We start from the raw sequence: 21,355 nt of genomic DNA on the forward strand, positions 1-21,355 counted from the left end.
ATTTTATTTAAAAATGATGTATTATATCCTCTTATTCAATTTGAAGTGTATCTCTCATATATTTCTTAAATGATTCATTCTTCCAAAAACCAATTCGCACGCCATCAATTCCCCTGGTTAGCAAAATATAATAGATGTTCAATACAAACAGTGTAAATTCATTTTTGTTCTCCGGATTAGCATCATTCTTTGAAAATTTACCATTTACATTGTGAAAATTATCGGGATTACCAAAAAGACGTCCTGACTCATCGACTTGTAAATCATTTCCAATCAATACCCCGACCTTATTCAAGTCAATTCCTTGAACAGCAAAAACCGATCCGACCTGGTCCTCTGCATCGGGATCTTTCGAATTAATCCAATTTTCTTGTGTAGAATTCCATCGTTTGTGAAGACTCCCTTCGTGCCAATGGGTAATCTCTGGATCCTTACCATCTGATTGTTTCCAAGGTTCAACCAATCCTCCCAAGACTCTATTAACATGATCACTATGATAATTTCTATCTTCTTCTATCCAATCAAACAAATTAGCTAAAGGGTTATCTTCAAAAAATCCGTAATAAGCATCGATATCCCTATCGCAAAATACTGACCGGTCAAAATTTGGATTATAATTTGTTTCTGATAATAAGTCGGTATCTTTATATAGTAAGTATTTGATACCATTTATATAGTCATCTGAAGTATACGATTTACCTTCAGGAGCTTGAATTCGAAATTGTGTAGTCAGATATTTCTTTTCGAAATTTTCTGTAGCTCTACTAAACTGCTCTCGAGTCATATTCGCTGGTCGAATTGCTTGTAAAACGTCGTACATCAGAATAAGTTGCTTCCCAATCTTTTTCAGAGGCTCTAGGTGATTATCATCTAAGTTGAATCTACCTTTGTATACATTATTGAACGAAGCCATTTGTTTAGCATATTTTCGTGATAGCTTATGAGACTCATCAACAATCACTACATCAAAGTCCTTATCCTGATTAATCAGTTGAGTAGAAGTTGCTACAGTAAGATTTTTTCCATTCATACCATACACTTTGAAAATTTCTTGAGCTGTCTTAATCCAATTTGGTTGTACAACTACAGCAATTGTTTTATCAGATTGCTCATCCAAAAATTTTGCAACCAAATGCGTTAATAGAACTGTTTTTCCCGTTCCTGCATCTCCATTGATTACAAAATTCTTTTCTGGATTTGAAAGTATTTCATTGATAAGATTCATTTGTTGTTGGGTCAATTCTTTTATCGGACTATATTTAACCAAAGCTTGATTTCTAAGTTCACCAATAGTAGGTGTTTTTACCCAACCTTTGCTATATAGCTCCTCCCAAAAAGGTAGAACCACTTCAGTAGCAATAGCCTCACGTTCTTTATAACTATTCGTGTCGTTCCCCTTAGTAAGATTGATTACTTCACTGGTTTCATACTCAACTAAATTTCTTCGTGATTTAGAATTATCAGCAAAAAAATAAGTGATAAGCTGATTCTCAACATCATTTAAAGCAGAGCCATTGAACAACGCAGAAAAAAGTACAATAACTTGATCAAAGTTTGCTTCATTAAATTTTTCTTCAGCCCCGTTATAATGTTGCTCATGTCTAGTTTTAAAATGTTTTGATTGACCGATATACACTTTATTGGACTTCGTACTTCTATAGATATAAATAATATCCCCTTTTTTTAATTTTTCTTGTTGTACTTTCCGTAATTGATTAAATCCAACAAGCGTCGTTCCTTCCACATCCAACATAATATAGGCATATTTCGCCATCCGATACCCACCTTAATATAATCAAATTTTCTCTACTCTAAACCAAATAATTAGAAGTTAGTATATTTCGTTTTTGATCCTTTACTCTTATTGATTGGATATTTCTGCTGATTTTTGTTTAATTTTTCTTTTACTACTTGCTCGATGTCCAAATTTAAATTATCTGCCAACATAAAAGAATAAATTAAAACATCGGCTAACTCATCCTTTAGGGCAAGCAGATTCTCAGTTCCCTCTTCTGATGTTTTCCATTGGAATAGCTCTAACAGTTCACTAGCTTCCAAAGAAATCGAAATAGCTAAATCCTTTTCATTATGAAATTGCCGCCAGTCTCTCTCATCACGAAATTTATTAATTAATTCGGTTAATTCTTGAATCTCTGACATAATTGAACCCACCTATCTTTTTATAACACTCATAACATAGTCTTCGGTATCCTTATCATTAAACCACAAGAAAATCCCTTTTCTTGCTCTTGTTAACAAGACATAGTATTGGTTTAAAAAAATCTCCAAAACTTCATCACAAGCTGCTTCAGAGTAATTATGCGAACTTAAAAAACGTTCAACCTGCTTAACAAAAGTTTGATCTTTAACTTTTACAAGATCAAAAACCCACTTGCTGAGGCTTTTATCCCACCGTAAATCGTCATACCAAATGAATCCCGTGTAATCATAATCCAATCCTTGTGCTGTATAGACGGATCCAACTTGATTAAAAGATATTTCATCAGTATCTTTATACCAATCGTACTGATTCCTCATGGGGTTCCACTGTTTTTGAAATTTCGTTCCATCTTTATCTCGAATCTCAATATCATTCCTAATAGTAAGATTATTTTTAGATTTCCAAGGCCAATCATACGGCGCAAACCATTTTGCAGTTTCACCTAATTCTTTCATCTTTAATAATTGCTCATCGATTACTTTCAAAGAGTGTGATAACACAATATCAAAGGTATTATTGCTTGAGGTTACTTTTTTACAATCAAAGAGTAATTTATGAATTCTATTTACATAATCACCCTGATTTCCTGATCTCTTTTGAACGATTAAATTGAAAATATCTGGTTCAATTCCTAACTTATATAGTGCCTTTTGATAATTTGAAAGCGTCCCGACTTCCTCTAATAAAACCCGTTGATGATCATCTTGTAGAAATACTACAATTTTGGGTCTTTTACTGTAGCTAAACAAACTTTTAATAGTCTTATTGATATCAGTATCTCTATGCGCTTCGTCAACTACAACTAATGAATAGTCCTTCAACGCAATACCATTCAAATAGGGAATATGTTGCATCAAACCTGCTTCATTTTTAACTACTTCTCGTAACATTCTACTTTTAGCGAAAGTAAAAACCATATCATTGATTTTAAGACCATGTTGCTGAGCAAGAAAAAGTAAGTGAATACCTATAATTGTTTTTCCAGTGCCCGCAGCACCTCTTATAATAATTGCCGTATTTCTATGGTTTTGAGCGAATTTTTTAAATAACTGGCTTATTTGTGCTGAAATTTCAATTTGATCTGCCAACATAATCGCATTATCTTTTTGATTGAGGACACTCCGCAAACCGTTAAAGCCAACTTGCCCAATAATGTATTTTCCCTCAAGAAACTCTGTAGCGACTTGCTCTCCGTTTATCGTTACATCGAAATGTTTTTTTAGGTGATTAACTAAAAGTCGCTCTTCCCCTTTAACAAAAAAACCGACAGATAATTTTTGATAGTCTTCATACATTTCAGAGAAAAAGGCATTTTTGTCTCCAATAAAATTATGTAAATATTGAATTGCATATAAATCGATTTTCTTATTGGCAACAATTTCATGATGGGCTTTTAAATCTCGTGTATAGTTCACTGTCTGGTAAATCGGATGTAACCTATACTCATTTCTATTCCCGATACAAACATTTACATTCGTTTTTTGTTTCTCGATATTAGGAGCAAGTTTTTCCCACTGTTTTAACTCAACAATAATTGCAGTAGGTTGCTGCTGACTAGAATAACCAAAGATAATAGCGTCAATTCTTCTATCTGCAGTTAGTGAATATTCAGCTGCTAGCCACAAATTGCCAAAACTTTGATCATTAAGAAGTTGGATCAGTAAGTATAAGGAATTTTTCCAGGATAATTGTTCTTGAATTGAATGATCAATATCGACTTGAAGCATGTTCTCTACTAAATCTTCACAAGATAAACGTGCTAACTTCGATATTTCGCCATTAAGCAAGCAACCCATCAAAACTGCTCCTCTCTAAAAATATATATACTTAATTATACGCTTCATATCGCTTTCAGAAAAGATTAACTCAATGGAATTATATTTACATATGATGGATCATATAGGTAGAATGATACTCCTCTAAAATTCATAAAGTTTAATTTCATAATGAACAAATAAAAAAAGGACAAACGAAACGTTGACCTAGCAAAACCGACTTCGTTACTCCTTTTTTTAATTTATTATGACAAACACAAACTTGTCTTCCATACACTTGCGAAAAATGTTGTTAACTTTTTTATGAATTATCTACGTTTATCTTAGATAATCTATTATCTGCAGTATGTAGCCAACAGCGTTCCTACCAAAATAAATAGTTAGTATAATTAATATTGCTGGTAAAACTAGCTCCTAGTTTAATTGGAGGTCCTTAATTATCACTCTTAATATTGAAAAGGTTATAAGAAAAAAATATAACTCTGAAAATTTCCTCATCAAAAATGAAAACTAATATTTTTCAAAATGTTTGATATAGAATACATATTAAATACTAATGCAATATTTGAAGAACAGGCAACTCTAATCAGTAATCCATATAGGCTCATACTCTCCACTAAACACATACGAAGCTGCAATGTCTACTATAGTCAGTATTGCTAACAATGCTTATCCTATCTCATGAAGTTATTCAATACTGGTCATTCTATTAATTGGCATAAAAAATTTCTTTACACGTTGTTCAATAAATCTACAACTAATCACAAGTAAAGCTCAGTGAAAAATAAAATGATTGATACTAAAACAAAGATATAAAGATTATTGCTCATTAAAATAGCGGCTATAACTAACCAGCTTATGAAGAAAAAAATTCGTTTATTTTTATTCCATGATCCCCACTTTTTTCTATCAATACCTACAAACATGCATACTAAAATTGGAAATATGATAATTGTTACATTAGAAGCTGTCTCTAACATTTCTCCTCACCTTTCTCCTAAACAAAATCACTAAATATCTTTGTGAGAATTCCTAAAAGCAGATAAAACATTATTACTGTAGCTCCAAAACTACAGAACACTGCATACCTTTTATTTAATCACCTAAAATCTCCCCAAAATATTAGCATCATCCTGTCATTTTGAAAGCAGTTATTTTTTGTAAATAGGTAAGGCTCCCGCTACTACTTGTTTTGAAGAATATAAAAAATTGTAGACATAATTCCACAGCAAAAGGCCAAAAGATAATTTCTTTGAGACAATGCAATCAACATCAATAACACGAATATAAGCTGAAGTCTTTTGAATTTCAATTTACTATTTCTTTTATGCTCCATAGATATTTCCTCCAAATTTTCTTTTTCACTTTAAAATTCTATTCTTTACAAGTTAGTATTATCAATCGACTAAATAGCACTATAAATGAATGTAATAAAGTTAATTATGCTAAATCCTAGCATTACTTATTTAGTTGTTTTTTTAATCACAACATAGCAAAATGTTACAAGTATCAAAACGGTTCCTATTATGACTATCACCATGTTTACAACATCCTTAGAAAATGGTGTCAAAAGAAAATATACTACCAATAAAAATAATACAAACAAAGTCAACACAATATGTTTTCGTTTCATTTTCACCCCCACCTCTGCAACATGCAGCTGCCATCCTTACTTTTATCCCTGTAAGTCTACTCTCTTCCGGAAGTTATATCGTCATTTTTTCCCGCGGCTAAGCAACTCATGATAATTGCTCCCAGCATACATCCTATAAATAAACCTAATAAAAACAGAAGCATAACCAAACCTCCCCTAATTTTTTTAATATCATTCAAAATCAAAGAAAGGTAGGTCCATAGCTTTGTGCCTACCTTTCGGGAATGCTAACAAAAACTGACTATACGATTATCTTTAAAAGTGATTATTCTGGAATATCAAATTTTTTTAGCGCTAAATATAATCTGATCATACACTCTTGATAGCAATCTTCATCAAAGTTCCCATTACGACAAGATTCTTTAACCAATAAGGGTTTAAAACTGTTAACAATTTGAGAAAAAGCCTCTTCATCATCCTTTTGAACAAGAATAACGAGTTCTGCCAATGACTTCATTTCACACACCCTCCATTTTTAGCACTGATTTTCAATAACTAGTGCTTCAGGAGGAGCACGAATCATATAGTTTTTTAAAATTAGGGAAGGAGATGTTTTCGAATTTTTCCTAGAATACGTTGGCGCTTTTTTGTTGCACCTTGCCGTGTCATTGATAGTTGAATAGAAATCTCATAGTCTGAATATCCAAAAATATATTTTTGAATTAGTAGAGATTGATCTTTATCAGACAGTTTTTGGAATTCATTGGCTAAGGCAAAATTAGAGAAATCTAGCGGAAATTTTTCAGATACTACCGTAACAGTTTCTTGTGGATACATTGCTTGCTCCTCGATAAAATAATCTAGGGCCTTTTGTCCAGGAACAAATTCAGTAACTTTTAGTCTGCTATTTTTAGCAAAATAATTAATTGCCGTATTATGAACTGTTTTTTGAATATAGCTAATAATCTGTGCATCATCATTTGCAAAATCAAAATTCTGATTCATCACTGTCACTTCTTCCTTTGAAAATTCGAAAGGAAAAAGATATACGGACAAATTAGGTTTTAAGTCTATATTGCCAATATCCTCTCATAGCACGTTCAACAGGGATTGATTCATCTCGATTAATTTTTGGAAGAATATTATTTACAAAATTGCGATAATCAGGAAAAATTTCATACGATTCTGTCCACTCATGATATATTTGCTTGGCGGATAACGGTTTTCCTGCCTCTTTCAAAATTGATGCAATAATAAACCCGTAATCTTTGTAAGATCGATGATGGTTGTCGATTGCTTTTCGCTGAGTAAAGTAATCTTGGAGCTCCTTTTCATTTTCTAGATTCATCGGCTCCAGTTCACGATGTATTGCTTTATCAGAATCTGTCGTGTCTTGATTATCTTCTAAATGAATCAAGTATTCTTTTAGATCAAAATACTGTTTTGAAAGCTCCCTTCTTTCCTCCATCAATAGTCTCAGTTGCTCGTACACTCGACATTTTTCATCACGAATATCCATATTCTTTCTTCCCCTTTCACTACTAAAAACAAAAAGGGAACACGAAACTGGACATTAAATCGAAAATTGTTTTAACAATGGCAAAAAATATTTATCTTCGGCTTTTTTTCTCGCCAGCGCTGCTTCACTTAGATTGTCATACGTACCCAGATAGTGTCGCTTTCCACGGAAAGTAATATAAGCTACCCACATTCCCTTACATCGATAAACTCCTTTTACGCCACTAGTATTGTTTTTGGCCAATTTAGCTTTCAAACATTCGACAATTGTTCCTTTTACACAAGTTCTACTTTCAACTCTTTTCAAACAACCACAACTTTTTGTGTGACCTGATGATAAGTTGCCATAGCTAACTTCACATAATTGACCGCAGCTACACTTACATCTCCATTTTGTTTTCCAATCTAACTTCTTATTTAATGGTTCAATGACGGTCAGGTTACCGAATATTTGTGTTTCAATGTGAAACTGTTTTTCCTTAAGACATCCACAACTCCGGATTTCTCCTCGTTGCAATCGTTTTGCCGATGCCATTATTTCATTTCCACACGAACATAGGCATTTCCATACAACGGTTCCTTCGCTACGTTCTTCTGTTGGGGTAAGGGCAACTAGTTCACCAAATTTTTTATTAGATAAATCCTTATATCTATGCCGATTTTTAACATTTCCACACCCGCAGCTTTTTGTTCGACCCGAGACTAAATTGGAATGATAAACAATTGTTTCTTGTCCACAATCACAAAGGCAGTGATACTTTTTATAGCCATTTTGAATTAATTCATCTAAAATAATCAGATGACCATATCTTTTTTGCATAACCCATCGCCTCATTACTCATGAAATCTATGTACTGAGATAACCAGGGGACCACCCTAGTTATCTCTACTAAATCACTTCAAATTTGAAGGTCATTTGGATGTTACATTTTGTATTTTGATATTTTCCGTAATATGCTCCTTTAATTTGAAATCCACCAACTGCTTGAGAATTTAAAATTCCCAATTCTTGATTTGCTACTGACGGATGCAACTCAATCATCGGAAACTGAAAATCTTCCAATGAGCTCAGACTTAATTTTACTTTTTCATCATTTCCACCAGGTTCGGCATCACTAGCCCGAATGACATCAATCGTTGAACTAGGATCCACCTGCGTTTTGGCTAGAGATACTTTAAGCTTTGCAGTTGAATTATTTTTCACTTCGTAACTCGGTGATGATACCTTACCGTTTTGAACATCTGTTGATCCAAAAATTACTTTTTGCGGGATAGTAACATCAATCAAATCTTTGGCATCTAAAATATTAATCGTGATATCTTTCGTAAGATTGCCAAGTTGGATCGTAGCAGTATAGGAGCCAAACTGAGGCTTTACATCATGCTTAATCACTTTAATTTGCTTAGATATTTCATTTCCACTTGATAGTTCCCACGCTTTAGATTGGCTTTCTTGCAAAATCCATTCTTCAATTTTTGAAGCAGGAACTTGGTTAGAATAGGCAGTGAAATTTTGCGAACTCAATACATATTGATTATCAAAGATACTATGATGATCATGTACAAAAACAGGCACAGTCACTTCTGACTTATTCCCATTTTGATCAGATAATTCAACTTTCGCATACGTTAAACCAATTTTAGATGTATCAGGTATTTTTACATATTTTGCCGTTATTTTTGAAGTATCATCGTTATCTTGCAAATTTTTTACTACATCAAGTGGGTTAGTTGATATACTGCCGTTAACAGGCACCATTTGTAAAATACCATCCCCGATAGGTGCAATAGCATCAGGATTCACGGTTAGCTTTGCTTGTGCTTTAGTACTGTTTCCAGACGGATCGCTCACGACAAGAAAAACATCCTGGCTTCCAATCTTTTTTACATCAGGAGCTGGTTTTGAAGGATCAAACGAAGTTCTCATTTTTCCGGTTTTATCATTATCAGTAATTGAACGAATAAAATCATTTGCATCTACTTTTGATCCATACTCAATGATTTTTTCCTTTGTGTTAACTAGTGGTGGAGTAGAATCCTGTACACCAATTGTTGACTTCAATAAAGATGCATTACCTGAACTATCTGTTAACTTCATTTCAAAGGGATGATTTCCCAAGCCCAAACTGTTAGGATCAGTATCTGAATAAATAGCAACAGGTTTTGTGTCATTATCCCAAGGCTCATATTCAAGAAAGTCTCTGATTTCAGCATTCGTGCCCAATTCCAAGAAAATTGGATTAATCAACTGTCCCGTTGGAGGAGTGGTATCAATAACAGTAAAGGGAATATCAACAGGTACTGTATGGCTATCGTCAAAAAAAATAAATTTCCCACTAGTTTCCCCTATTTTTGTATCATCAGGTTTCTCTTTCATGTAATAAGATACTTCACCTGTGTTTCCACTATAATCCACGAAGCTTAAAGGATCGTCTACCTTGATATCGAACAGATTTAATTGGATTTTATTTGTCTGTTTTGGAATTACTGTAAGATGTTTTTGTGCTACATTCACTGTAAAAGAATCCTTTATTATTGTCCCGCTTGGACCAAAGCGATCATTTACTGTCCACCAAACTCCAGCCACATTCTCTTTAACGTGAAAAGACCAATCTAGTTGATATTCAATATTTATTGTTACCTTAGGTGAGGAGCCACTTCCTCTTTTTAATTGAATATTATTTGAATTATAGCTAATACTCACAGTATTTGGATCACTACTAGTCATGCTTTTGATAATTCTTTTAGCTGGTCCAGTATATGCATACTCATTTTTATGCCAATCATTACAATAAAATTCAAAATCAGTAGATGTTTGGTATCCTCGAGTATAACCCTCATCAGCTGGAAGCACAGTTTGCTCAAAATAGACTTTCATGTCATTCCATTCTTTCTGTGTTGCATCTTGCGCTACGTCTCTAGCAGTATCACCAGAATCACTTGCAAAGCTATATGTGGGAAATGACAAACTTCCAATAATGCAAACGAAAGCCATAATCAAAGAAAAGCTACTTTTTTTCATAAGCGCCTCCCAATAGAAACCTCAGCTCTAAAGCGATAAGCATAAGGACCACTCCAATGAAGGAGAGAAATTTACTATTATCTCCTTCATTGCCTAATTGTGGTAATTTATCCATCTTATCATTTTGGTTTTCATCAATTACATTAGAATGTTGGTCGTTTCCTTTGCCAATGATTCCTTCAATCGGAATATGATTAAACTGAATACTTGATGACTCAGCGAAGGTCTCGATTGGACAGATAAAAGTTAGAAGGACTACTAACGATAGCAATATAAAACCATAGTATTTTTTCATATCAATTCCTATTGAACTTCAAACTTAAGAACTAAATCATATTGTGGATTTAAAGCATTTTTTTCAAAATTAAAACCTGTTGCTACCCCACCACTTAATTTAAATTCAAGCTTGTCTCCAGTTGGATTCAAAGTGCCAATTTCCGCCGGGAATTGAGCAGGATTTTGTGGGTCTGTCGTGTGCAAAGCGATGTCTTTGTTTGCAGTTTTATTGGTTAAGTTCAAAGTCAACTTATCACTAATTTTTTCAGCATCCGTTTGACTCCCAGATCCTCCCGGTGTACCACTATCCTTAAAAGCATTAACAGAAATCTTAACTCCTTTTGAGGAAAGATTTTCAATTTCATAAAGTGGAGAAATAATACCTGTACTTACATCCGTTTGACCAAATAAGATTTTTGTTGGAATTTTTACATCAACCCATGCAGGATCTGTTGGATCTGGATCTGGCTGAGTCGGGTCTGTTGGATCTGTTGGATCAAATTCTTTAAATGTTCCTTCTGCCGGAATAGTAGCAGAATCTTGTTTTTTGACTTCTTGTGGTTGAGTATTCGGATCTGGTTGACCATCTTCATAGGCAAACGCAGCTGACGGGCCTAATAATGCTGCTCCTCCAAACGCGACTACACCGAAAAGTGCTACAAATTGTGTTTTTTTCATTTTTGTTCCTCCATTGTTTCTATTATTTATAACTAGATATTCTAGTTATTCACAGATAATTGCCCTACTACTAGGGTTTCTCCAACCTTTTTTTGTGCCTTATCGTTCTCATAATAGGTGACTAAATTTCGTGTTTTATAAACACCTTTTTTGATGGTAGTGCTTAATTTACCTTGGGATACATATTGTTTTGGCTTAATGAGACCTGAATCATAAACAACTTTATTCTCTCCATCAATTGTAGTCTGAACGCGTATGGCATATTGATTACTTGCCGGATTTAATATACTGACCTCGCCAACCTCTGATGAAGATTCAAAGACCATATCAGAATTCATTTTCAAACGTACTTCGCTTTTATCAGCCTTCGCTTGAAGAAGCTCTTCAAATTCTTTTTCGCTCATCTCCTTAACAAACTCACCTGATTTCCCATCAGTTTCGCCAGCAACTACATTTGGTGCAGTTTGATGAGTTAAAAAATAGTAGTACACACTTCCCACTAACAGAGCTATCAACAAAATTAAAAGGATAATAATTCTTGATCGTTTTTTTCTTTCCATTCTCCTTACCTTCCATTGTTTTTCTTACTCTAATGTTGTTATAATAATTGTAGCTTGTCAGCTTACCTATGTTTCCAACAACGGTGATAACTATAGAACAATACTTCTCATTGAGAAAGTTCATTTTTAATCTAACGTTCGTTAACTATTGGAGGCTCCATATGGAAACATTATTAGAAAAAAACTTACAACGGCACTATCAAATCATTAAATTTCTCATTTATAGAGACTGGGAAAAAATTAGTACCATTTCGAAATTTACCCAAATCTCTGAAAGTACAGTTCGTAAAAGCATTGGGGATATCAACCGATACATCAGCCCAGCAAAACTGGAAAGTAGTAAGCAACTAGGTGTACGTCTAATTCTCATGCCTGATCAAAATCCTTTTTTTATTTTTTCTGCACTTTACAATCAGTCTGCAAGATTCTCCATACTTGAAGAAATCTTTTTAAGTAGACATACCAATTTGACCTCTCTGGCTGATCATCTTTTCCTCAGCATTTCTACATTAAAAAGAAAGATAGGAACAATCAATGAACTTTTAGCTCCCTTCGACTTTCACATTGACTGCACTTATATGGACATAATCGGTGATGAGAGAAAAATCTGCTGGTTCTATTTTTGCTATTTAATCGAAAAATATGGACTCATTGAAAAAGTACTTGCTGAGAGCGATGTTGAATTAATGGATGAGGTCATGCACGAGTTTATGGATCGCTACCCATTTTTACAAACACCTGCACGCCAATCCTATTCTTATGTAAATAAATTTAGAACTATGTTATTTATTAATTTTATACGCATTCGCAGAGGTCACTTACTTCCAAGCCAATCACGAAATGATCAAAAACATGGTTTTACTTTTTCAGAAGAGTTAACTCAAAAACTTTTTCAACACTATCACACTGAGATAAGCTCAAAGAGCATATATCGATTATTTTATATATTTTTTAATGACAAATATGCATGGTCAATGACAGATTTAAATCAAAAATGCTCCTTAAATCCAAAAATTAATCATCTTCGTGTTACGATAGAAAATACATTAAATTCAATTGTTGAAAAGGAAAATCTAATCCTATCTAATAAAGAAGAACTTATGCTTTGTCTATACAACGCAACCACTTATATTTGGGGACCTACAAAAATTCTTTATAATCCTAATGAAGAGTTTTTTATCAATCTCAATAATTATTACGTAGAATTCACACAAAGGATTAAAGAAATTATATCTCGTTATTTTTTAAATAGAGATTTACCAATTTATACAGATGATTCTGTTATTAATCGACTATTATTTATGATAGTCACTTCATGGGACTCATTATCTGATCAATTGGAACAAAAATCGCCAACTATTAAAACTGGACTCTTTTTCAATACAAGCTATGAGCACTGTTTTTTTTTAAAAGAAGATATTATGTATCATTTAAAAACACGAGTGAATGTGGATTTGATTGATGCTACTAGCCTTACCTCAGTTAGAGAAAGAATGTGTAAGTACGATCTTTTGATAACCAATCTTCCATCACTGTTCGTACCAGAATGTACCGTAGTATCTATTCATTCAAATCCTACTCCAAAAGATTTTGAGAACATACTCACTGTCTACAATGAAATCGTGAATAATAAGCAAGATTTTGATCTGTCCATAGTACAAAAACAGAATAGTATTTATAAGTATTAAAATAAGTCCAGCACTCAAAAGAGTGCTGGACTGTAGTTTTGTTTCATCAGTTCACATAAAAACCTCATACTATCTTTTCTCTATCTCTTGAAGTTAGTCTTTGCTTAAAACTATAAACAACTTAACTATATTTTTCAAAAAAAGTATCTAGTATGTTATATATACTGATTTCTTACAAAATCGTCAATATATGTTAGAAACAAATTTCATTAGATGTCCCAATTAGAAAAACCAAGAAAATTTTTATTAACGATTTTGATATAAAAAAACAAACTCTATTAATTCTTAATCTTTTTAAATGCAGCTGTTTGTTCTCTGATACCTTTTTCAGCTGCAAAGCGCTCAATACTGGAAGCACCAAAGAAACCATCAATTCCCTTTGTTTTTTCAATAATATATTTAGCATCTTCGGGTTCAGCAATTGGACCACCATGGCAAATTACCATGATTTCAGGGTTCACTTTTCTACCGGCATCAATAATTGCTTTAATTTTTTCTACACAATCGTCAAGGGTCAATGCTGTTTTGGCACCAATTGTACCTTTAGTGGTTAATCCCATATGTGCAACTAGAATATCCGCTCCAGCTTCTGCCATTTTTCGGGCTTGTTCAGGATCAAAGACATACGGTGTTGTTAACATGTCTAATTCATGTGCTTTTTTAATCATATCAACTTCTAAATCGTACCCCATCCCAGTTTCTTCCAAGTTTTGTCTAAATACACCATCGATTAAACCAACTGTAGGAAAATTTTGAACTCCATTAAATCCTTGTTCTTTCAACTGCTTCAAATAGATCTCCATTACTCGGAAAGGATCCGTTCCGCAAACACCGGCCAATACAGGTGTTTCATTCACAACAGGCAAAACTTCTTGTCCCATCTCAACAACAATTTGATTTGCATCTCCATAGGAAAGAAGGCCTGCTAATGAACCTCTCCCTGCCATTCTGTAACGACCAGAGTTGTAAACAATCAACATATCAGCTCCGCCAGCTTCACTACTTTTTGCAGTAATCCCTGTTCCAGCGCCTACGCCAACAAGAATCTCTCCCTTATTAACTTTCTCTTTAAAATTCGTAATGACTTCTTTTCGTGTTTGACTATTCATTGATTATGTCTCCTTCTTTATTCATTAAATTAATTAATTGTTGCGCAGAAAGTTCTGCAAATTCCTTATTATTTATTGCTTGTTCTTTTTCAATTATCCTTACATTGTCATTGTCAAGATTTTCCTTAATTGATTCAATTAGCGCTTTATCAGCTTCTGGATAATAGAATGGGCCATCTACAACATCAATAGAAGAAAAACCACCGTTTGGTATAAGCAGTACTGTCTCTATCTGTGCCATATTCAATTTTTTTGCTACGATTTTGCCCAATTCTCGACTTTCTTCAACAGAAGTTCTCATCAGAGTTACTGTTGGGTTATGCTTATAGAAGTTCCTATTTTTGAACTTCTCTGGAACTGTATCAAATGGTCCAAAATTTACCATATCCATTGCACCTAAAGATACAACTTGAGGAACTTTTGCTAAAGCTGCAGCTTCTAACCTATTTTCACCTGCCTTTAAAACTCCACCGACCAACTCGTCAGCCCATTCAGTCGTCGTCAAATCAAGTACTCCTGCAAAATACCCATCCGAAACTAGAGATTCCATGGTCTGACCGCCAATCCCAGTTGCATGAAATACCAATACTTCGTAACCATTTTGCTCAAGATATTCTCGAGCAAAATTTACAGCAGGCGTTGTCACACCAAACATAGTAGCGGCCACTAGAGGATGTTCATCCACTTCATTTTCAATACGATAATTTAGCAATCCAGCTATCGCTGAAACAGCATTCCCAAAAATTCGTTTTGATATCTTATTTAATCCTGATACATCTACAATTGAAGGCATCATGATGATGTCACTGGTCCCAACATAAACACTAGTATCTCCTGAAGCGACTGTTGAAACAATCATTTTGGGAATACCAATCGGTAATTTTCTCATGCCAGGTGCCACAAGCGAAGTCCCGCCAGTTCCCCCAAAGGATAGAACCCCATCAAAAAGCCCTTTTTTAAATAATTTAGGAAGCAACTGTTCTAACCCTTTAGACAAAACATCCGTAGCATAAGCTCGATCATTGCGCTTACGGATTGTCTCAATATTTTCTTGAACCTCGGCAGCAATTTCAGAAACATCAACATCTGGAATAAAAAATGGTTCAAATACCCCTGTATGAATGGTAAATACATTCAAATCAAGTTTTTCTAAAAGCTGTTTAATGTACTGGTACTCTGTCCCTTTTGAATCAAAAGTTCCTACTAAGGCAACAGTTTTCAATCGTTTTTACCTCCTTATTTAGTCACAGTTAACTGCTTACAAGTTGATTATAGGTATATCAGGACCGATTGAAAACGTTTCACATCGTGATGAAATAGTTTATATATTAGATTCTCTGTACTTTTTTGGTGATTGTTTCATATATTTTTTGAAAATCTTATTAAATTGTGCGTAATCAGAATAACCGACGCTACTTGCAATTTCTACCAATCTTAAGTTCGTTGAGTTCATTAATTCAATAGCCTTATTTAGCCGAAACTTGATTAGGTACTCAGTAAAACTTACACCTACTTTTCGTTTAAAAAGATCACTTAGATAGCTTGAAGATAAATTGGTAAAATCTGCTAAATCACTAATATAAATGGTTGTCGAATAATTTTCACTTATGTATTTTTTTACAAAGTCAACATAATCATAATATTCTTCAATACCTTCTAAAATCTGGATAGTTAAGTTATCGTGTTGTGTGTGCGTAGCATCTTTGAATGATTTAATCTGAGAAGAAAGGATTTGTTCTGAATTAATTCTTTCAAAGGTTGATCCACCAATATATCCCTTTATTTCAGGAAATTTATTATAAATGTAGCGCACTTCTGTTAAGTCATTTATTGGACCGCCGTAAACCATGATGATGCTCTTCGATTTCCGCTCAATCAACTTTGCACAAATTTCTTGAATAGTACTGAGCATATTTTCAAAGGAGTGCATTTTTTTTGCACCTAAATTTCCTCCTTCAGTAAGACCTAAGTGTATACACACAATATCTGGTCCAACCTTATCCATTTGTTCAGCTTCCTTCTTATTTGTTACAAACCCCATAGTAAATAACCCATTATTTTTGGCAAGCTCTATAAACTCTACCTCTTGAAAAAAGGTAATTTTCTCTTCTTCTAGAGCCTCTCTAAACTTGCCATCAATCAAACTAACCGTCGGATAATTTACAACCCCTGCAAAATTGTATTCTTTGATATAACGAATCAATTCATCTGATTTTATTAAGGGATCCGTTGCATTTACTCCAAATAATACAGGGAAATCATCCAACACAGGCAACAATTCTTTTGTAGAAAATTCCTTTACTAGATCATTACTGTTAGCAAATGGTAAATAACCTCCCAGTGAACTCCTCCCCATTTGTCTGAATTTGCCCGAATTTAAGGCTAGTATTAAATCTGCTCCACCTTGTTTAGCGTTAACTGCACTCATCCCAGTTGCCGTAGCAATACCTAAAAGAAACTTGCCACCATAAATCTGCCTTTTTAATTTGCTTAAAATGACTTCTCTTTTCATTGTACCAACCACACTTTCATAAAAAGTTTCTTTCTGCCACTCCAGTATACTTCAATAGTAAAATATCTCAACGATTGAAAAAAGACTTACAAGAAGACCTGTATCCAAGCGTAATCAATACCTTCCACAGTTTTTTTACAAAACTATATTCGTTCAAAATTACTTGTATATGAGTCTTAGCCACACTATCTGAATTATTACCTCATCATTTCATTTCTAAAAAACTATATCGATTCTGATATATGAAATATAAATTACAAGGAACCGCATCATTTACGATACGGTTTCCCATGACTAATTTACAATGCTCAAAAAACTAGGTTAGTCACCTCTTAGTTACAAATCTTTTTTTTGATTCAATAATCATCCAGGTTCCGTATTTTTGTATTTTCAATCTATATTGAAAATAATTAATTGCTTTTGAAAAAACATCGCAGTATTTCACATCAACATTGACTTGAATATCTTCGCCAATTCCTTGAAAAACGGTGTTAAATATTTCCACAAATTTTAAGTTAGAGTTGATTGGTTGCATTGCATCAGATTTTACGTAATAATCGAGTTCATTTTCTGATGCGGTCGGATAAATCTTGAAAAATGTCTCTAGAAATTCAGTAATTTCTTCTGTTGTTTTGGCATCAATTTCTGAATCATTTTCTACCTGTTTTACTTCATATTTTGCCTTATCTGGTTTTGCAATCATGGTAGGCAAACTCGTCACAATATGATTCCCTTTTTCATCTTCAAAAATCATCACACGGTATGCAGAAGAAATTGATTGCGTTTTTTTCCCCTCTACTACCTTTTGATCCACTAAAAATGAAACGACAAATTCTTCTGAATGTTTTTCTACATCTAGAATTTTTACTTCTTGAACTTCGGAACTAGTGGGAATATCTGCCCGGACCATATCTTTGCTCAAAGCGAGACCTTCTTCTGTGAGGTATTGTCCAAGAGTACTCATCCTCTTTTCAATTACTTCTTTGTTATTCTTCCATGAAAAATATTCTCTCGCAAAATCCTTCGTAAAACTTTCAACGCCAGAAGTATTCACTACCTTCTCTTGTACAACTATTTTTTCATGAGTCGTGTGTTGATCAATAGCAGTGAAATTTTTGTAGATGCCAAAAACAAGGCTACAAGTCAACAAAAGCCAAAGAGCAAGTACCATTTTTCGATGCTTGCCCACTGAAAAGATTCGTTCTTTCTTCTTTTTTTGAATCTTTTCCTTTTGATTCCGTTCAATTTTTATCTTCATTATTTTTCCTCTTTTCTCTTATTTGTACCGTCCAGCTCCGATAAGATGCTGCTGCCAATAGCTTTCCGTTAGATTCCTCCATCCCACCGGGTCTCCTGCGTGATACATCCGATTCTCTCCTGCGTAAATGCCCACATGAGTCACATAAGTACCGGCATCATAAGTCGAATGAAAGAAAATCAAATCACCTGGTTTGGCATCTTTCAAATCAATATGAGTCATGACATCATACTGATCCTGAGCCACCCGAGGAAGTTTCAGGCCAACTTTGGCATAATACCATTGGGTCAAGCCACTACAGTCAAATCCCGTTTCTGGACTTGAGCCACCAAATACATAGGCAGTACCTTCATACTTAAACGCCTCGTCAAAAATTCCTTGCACCGTTTTATCATCAAACTGTGTCGTGGTCAGATATTGCTTCACTAATAAGCAATAAAACATATTGCCATAGTTATAGCGCCACCCACCATTTTCTTTAATTGCGATAGGATTGGGGTAATCAACTTTCTGACCACCCGATTTTTCCTTTGAAAAAGATTCCGCTAAAGCAAAACTATGCTTCTTCCCGTTTTTCGCGACATAATCCAGATACCCGCCACCATAGTTATAAGCCTGAATAATGCTGTCCTGATTACAACCTAATTCTTTGGAACGCTTAACCAAGGAAGCAAAATAGAGACACCCTTGTTTGATGGATGCCTCGGTACTTAATGAATTCGGTGGCAACCCGGCTGACTCAGAACTCTGCATAACATCTTCAATTGTGCCGCTAGATTCCACTTGAATAATCGCCAAAAGAATCGGGACATATTCTGAGATGTTTGATTCTTTGGCATACTTTTCCACCATTGCACGGTGTTTCAAAACTTCTTCTGAAACACTAATTCCGCCAGGAGAAGTGCCAGAACTATCACTTCCTTCACTGTCTTCACCAAACAACAAACCCACACACATCAAGATACCCATAAATGAAATAGTCAGGAAAGTTAACGAAATAATACTCAATTTCTTCAAGTTCATTTTTTCTCACCCGACCTTGGCTTTGAGCGAGAATTCATTCTTATTTGTAGCTTTTGATTGGTCATCTTTGTAAGAGTAGACCGCTGTTTCACTTGTTGGAAAGAATTTTTCTTACCTGACGGTTGGTTTATTCCTTTTGAAATGATTTCTTGACTAGCGAGTTTTCGTTTGATTTCGGGATTCGAATTTACTCTCACAATCCGCTTTGGTGTTTCTTTTTTCGGCGGCCTATCTTTCTGAGGTTGGAGCTCTGTTTTTATCGGAACATTTTCCCTTCTTTTTCCATGACGATTCCCTGTTTCGTTCAATGCTTTGTACTTTTCAGCCATTTTTTCATCTCTACGTTGTCGTTGTTTTTCTCGTAACTCCGCTCGATCCGCTTTTTCTTGGACCAGTCCACGCTTGAACTCTTCTGGTGCTTTTTTCGTCTTTTCGATCCCTTTATGGAGGTTGTATTTCAAGCTAGTTGGTGTATTTCGTACCTGATCCTTTACTTGTTTGGTCTTATCTTTCACCAAAGCTTGGGTATCCAGTACTTTGCCGATTTTTCTCCCGGCCAAATTCATTCGAGATTGTTTCTTATTATTTGAAGTTGGCTTTTCCTTATTCAAGTCAGACGGTGTCTCGTGATTGTTAGATAATCGTGAATTCTTTCGTAGAGAAGAACCGGATGGATTAAATTTGGATTTTGATTGTTCCTTTGCCAACTTATTTCCGACTGCTGCACCACCACCAAAAGCCAAAGTACGTCCCACATTTCGATTAAGTTGCCGTAGCTTTCGGTTCATTAACATTTGCGGTTTTCGCATAACCCGTCTTCCCATTGATTGGCTATCATTACTTTGAAGGTTGAACATGCTCATAATGTCGCCCAATTTGAAATAGATACCGGCAAAGGTCACAATTTGTAGAAAAGCTACCATGAAGAAGGGATAGGTTGCCGAAATATTGAAAAACATCGTGGATATGCTAAATGCAGTCGTAATCACTAAGGTGACACCCGCTCGCATCATAATCGTGTTGAATAAGCGAATAATCGCCTTCTTGCCCAAACTTTCATAAGTCGGCAACATCGACAATAAGAAACTAATCGGCAAAAACATCGCAAAGATTATAAAGAGAATTTGCGAGAACAACATAATCCCTGTTAAAAGAAAAACAAAGAAGGAAATCCCGATATTGAACAACACCAAAAAGACCACGGTTCCTAAGCGGTTCATGGTCTTGGTAATACTTAAATTCGCGTTGTCATTGTCTTCAATCTCTGCCTTGACCGCTTCTTCCCGATCCTTGCCTTTGTTTTCATCCGGACTCACGGATAGTATCTTATTGACTCGGCCTTCGCCAATTTCTCCTATATTGGAATCATCGAATTGTAATAGTAACCAAGGTTGTTGGACTTGAATGGAAAACAAACTATCCCGAATCAAATCCACACTATCTTTTCCTTGGCTTTCTGAATTAGGTACAACGATCTCTGTCCCAAGGCTAAGAGCCGCTTCGCTAACATCTGAACTAAAGTCATTGATTTTTGTGATATAGGTGGGCGCATACGCAATGAACGAACCTGAAAGTAGAAAAATCATCACAAAATTAATCACGGCTCGAACAGCCTTTGTAGTTTCTCGTCTTAATAATCCGGTATACGCCACATAAACTCCTAGGGCTAAAATCATCAATAATAGAAACCCAAAGTAGAAGCCCGAGGTCTGTAATCCATTTTCGGTAATACCGGCTAAGGTTTGGATATTCTTTCCAATACTTTCAGCTGTATCCGAAATGAAATCTAACTTGTAAGCTTCTTGGACTACATAGCCCGTGGCGTTCGACAAATATAAACTAACGGTCCAAATAAAATTAGTAATGGCATAAAGACCATACATCACGCTCTTCCCTAGACCATCACCCCAATTCCAAGGCAGCCAGTCCCAAGAGCTATCCACAAAGAAATCTAGTTGGTAGTTGTTCAGTGAATATTTGGAATATAGATTTCCGGCTTCCACTGTATCATCAACCAGACCTGTCGCCTCAGCTACCGTACCGATTAAACCCAATAGAACTGTCAGAGTGACAATGCTAATAAAAACAATTCCCACAATCCAAAAAAGTTTCTTTTTCATC

At 34.7% G+C, this 21,355-nt stretch carries 18 protein-coding genes; 1 reads left to right on the top strand and 17 read right to left on the bottom strand.

Annotated features, from left to right (window positions below; translation table 11 throughout):
- Positions 1-31: 31 nt before the first annotated feature.
- The 11 genes from CJZ72_RS12470 to CJZ72_RS12525 all read right to left on the bottom strand — a co-directional run bounded on the left by CJZ72_RS12470 (position 32) and on the right by CJZ72_RS12525 (position 11,644).
- Positions 32-1,774, bottom strand: a complete 1,743-nt coding sequence (locus CJZ72_RS12470) for a DUF2075 domain-containing protein (protein WP_095443897.1) — start codon at positions 1,772-1,774, stop codon at positions 32-34.
- Between the two features lie 50 nt (positions 1,775-1,824).
- Positions 1,825-2,160, bottom strand: coding sequence for a nucleotide pyrophosphohydrolase (locus CJZ72_RS12475; RefSeq protein WP_095443898.1), 336 nt, complete (start codon positions 2,158-2,160; stop codon positions 1,825-1,827).
- 12 nt (positions 2,161-2,172) lie between these two features.
- Entirely contained in the window at positions 2,173-4,017 is a 1,845-nt protein-coding gene (locus tag CJZ72_RS12480; protein WP_095443899.1) for a DNA/RNA helicase domain-containing protein, read from the bottom strand.
- A gap of 1,898 nt (positions 4,018-5,915) precedes the next feature.
- Positions 5,916-6,107 (bottom strand): helix-turn-helix domain-containing protein, encoded by a 192-nt coding sequence (locus CJZ72_RS12490; RefSeq protein ID WP_095443901.1) that lies wholly within the window; start codon positions 6,105-6,107, stop codon positions 5,916-5,918.
- Between the two features lie 80 nt (positions 6,108-6,187).
- A complete protein-coding gene (locus CJZ72_RS12495) occupies positions 6,188-6,595 on the bottom strand; it encodes a sigma-70 family RNA polymerase sigma factor (protein WP_095444051.1) in 408 nt (135 codons plus the stop codon).
- Between the two features lie 52 nt (positions 6,596-6,647).
- Positions 6,648-7,109 carry a hypothetical protein gene (locus tag CJZ72_RS12500; RefSeq protein WP_095443902.1) on the bottom strand — a complete coding sequence of 154 codons (462 nt, stop codon included), beginning with the start codon at positions 7,107-7,109 and terminating at the stop codon, positions 6,648-6,650.
- A gap of 54 nt (positions 7,110-7,163) precedes the next feature.
- Entirely contained in the window at positions 7,164-7,928 is a 765-nt protein-coding gene (locus CJZ72_RS12505) for an AP2/ERF family transcription factor (RefSeq protein WP_075492083.1), read from the bottom strand.
- Positions 7,929-7,997: 69 nt separating this feature from the next.
- Positions 7,998-10,130 (bottom strand): hypothetical protein, encoded by a 2,133-nt coding sequence (locus CJZ72_RS12510; RefSeq protein WP_095443903.1) that lies wholly within the window; start codon positions 10,128-10,130, stop codon positions 7,998-8,000.
- Complete coding sequence (locus tag CJZ72_RS12515; protein ID WP_095443904.1) at positions 10,117-10,425, bottom strand: hypothetical protein; 309 nt, start codon at positions 10,423-10,425, stop codon at positions 10,117-10,119. Before CJZ72_RS12515 ends, CJZ72_RS12510 begins: the two co-directional genes overlap by 14 nt.
- Before the next feature lie 8 nt (positions 10,426-10,433).
- Positions 10,434-11,084 (bottom strand): hypothetical protein, encoded by a 651-nt coding sequence (locus tag CJZ72_RS12520; protein WP_095443905.1) that lies wholly within the window; start codon positions 11,082-11,084, stop codon positions 10,434-10,436.
- 41 nt (positions 11,085-11,125) lie between these two features.
- Complete coding sequence (locus CJZ72_RS12525; RefSeq protein ID WP_095443906.1) at positions 11,126-11,644, bottom strand: hypothetical protein; 519 nt, start codon at positions 11,642-11,644, stop codon at positions 11,126-11,128.
- A gap of 161 nt (positions 11,645-11,805) precedes the next feature.
- On the opposite strand from CJZ72_RS12525, the gene CJZ72_RS12530 reads away from it, so the two are divergent.
- Positions 11,806-13,332 carry a helix-turn-helix domain-containing protein gene (locus CJZ72_RS12530; protein WP_095443907.1) on the top strand — a complete coding sequence of 509 codons (1,527 nt, stop codon included), beginning with the start codon at positions 11,806-11,808 and terminating at the stop codon, positions 13,330-13,332.
- Between the two features lie 278 nt (positions 13,333-13,610).
- On the opposite strand, the gene CJZ72_RS12535 is transcribed toward CJZ72_RS12530, so the two are convergent.
- The 6 genes from CJZ72_RS12535 to CJZ72_RS12560 all read right to left on the bottom strand — a co-directional run bounded on the left by CJZ72_RS12535 (position 13,611) and on the right by CJZ72_RS12560 (position 21,354).
- On the bottom strand, positions 13,611-14,441 hold the full coding sequence (locus CJZ72_RS12535; RefSeq protein ID WP_095443908.1) for a phosphoenolpyruvate hydrolase family protein: 831 nt from the start codon (positions 14,439-14,441) through the stop codon (positions 13,611-13,613).
- The gene (locus tag CJZ72_RS12540; protein WP_095443909.1) at positions 14,434-15,663 is read right to left on the bottom strand and encodes a Tm-1-like ATP-binding domain-containing protein; all 1,230 of its coding nucleotides are present in this window, start codon (positions 15,661-15,663) and stop codon (positions 14,434-14,436) included. The genes CJZ72_RS12535 and CJZ72_RS12540 overlap by 8 nt, the downstream gene beginning before the upstream one ends.
- Before the next feature lie 99 nt (positions 15,664-15,762).
- On the bottom strand, positions 15,763-16,965 hold the full coding sequence (locus CJZ72_RS12545) for a phosphoenolpyruvate hydrolase family protein (RefSeq protein WP_232509749.1): 1,203 nt from the start codon (positions 16,963-16,965) through the stop codon (positions 15,763-15,765).
- 313 nt (positions 16,966-17,278) lie between these two features.
- A complete protein-coding gene (locus CJZ72_RS12550; RefSeq protein WP_095443911.1) occupies positions 17,279-18,211 on the bottom strand; it encodes a conjugal transfer protein in 933 nt (310 codons plus the stop codon).
- An 18-nt stretch (positions 18,212-18,229) separates the two neighbouring features.
- Positions 18,230-19,234: a bifunctional lytic transglycosylase/C40 family peptidase gene (locus CJZ72_RS12555; protein ID WP_095443912.1), complete on the bottom strand. Its 1,005-nt coding sequence runs from the start codon at positions 19,232-19,234 to the stop codon at positions 18,230-18,232.
- Positions 19,231-21,354, bottom strand: coding sequence for an FUSC family protein (locus CJZ72_RS12560; RefSeq protein WP_095443913.1), 2,124 nt, complete (start codon positions 21,352-21,354; stop codon positions 19,231-19,233). The genes CJZ72_RS12555 and CJZ72_RS12560 overlap by 4 nt, the downstream gene beginning before the upstream one ends.
- Between the last annotated feature and the right edge of the window lies 1 nt (position 21,355).

Origin of the sequence: Enterococcus durans, assembly GCF_002277935.1 — a bacterium.
In the GTDB taxonomy this organism is placed as follows: domain Bacteria; phylum Bacillota; class Bacilli; order Lactobacillales; family Enterococcaceae; genus Enterococcus_B; species Enterococcus_B durans.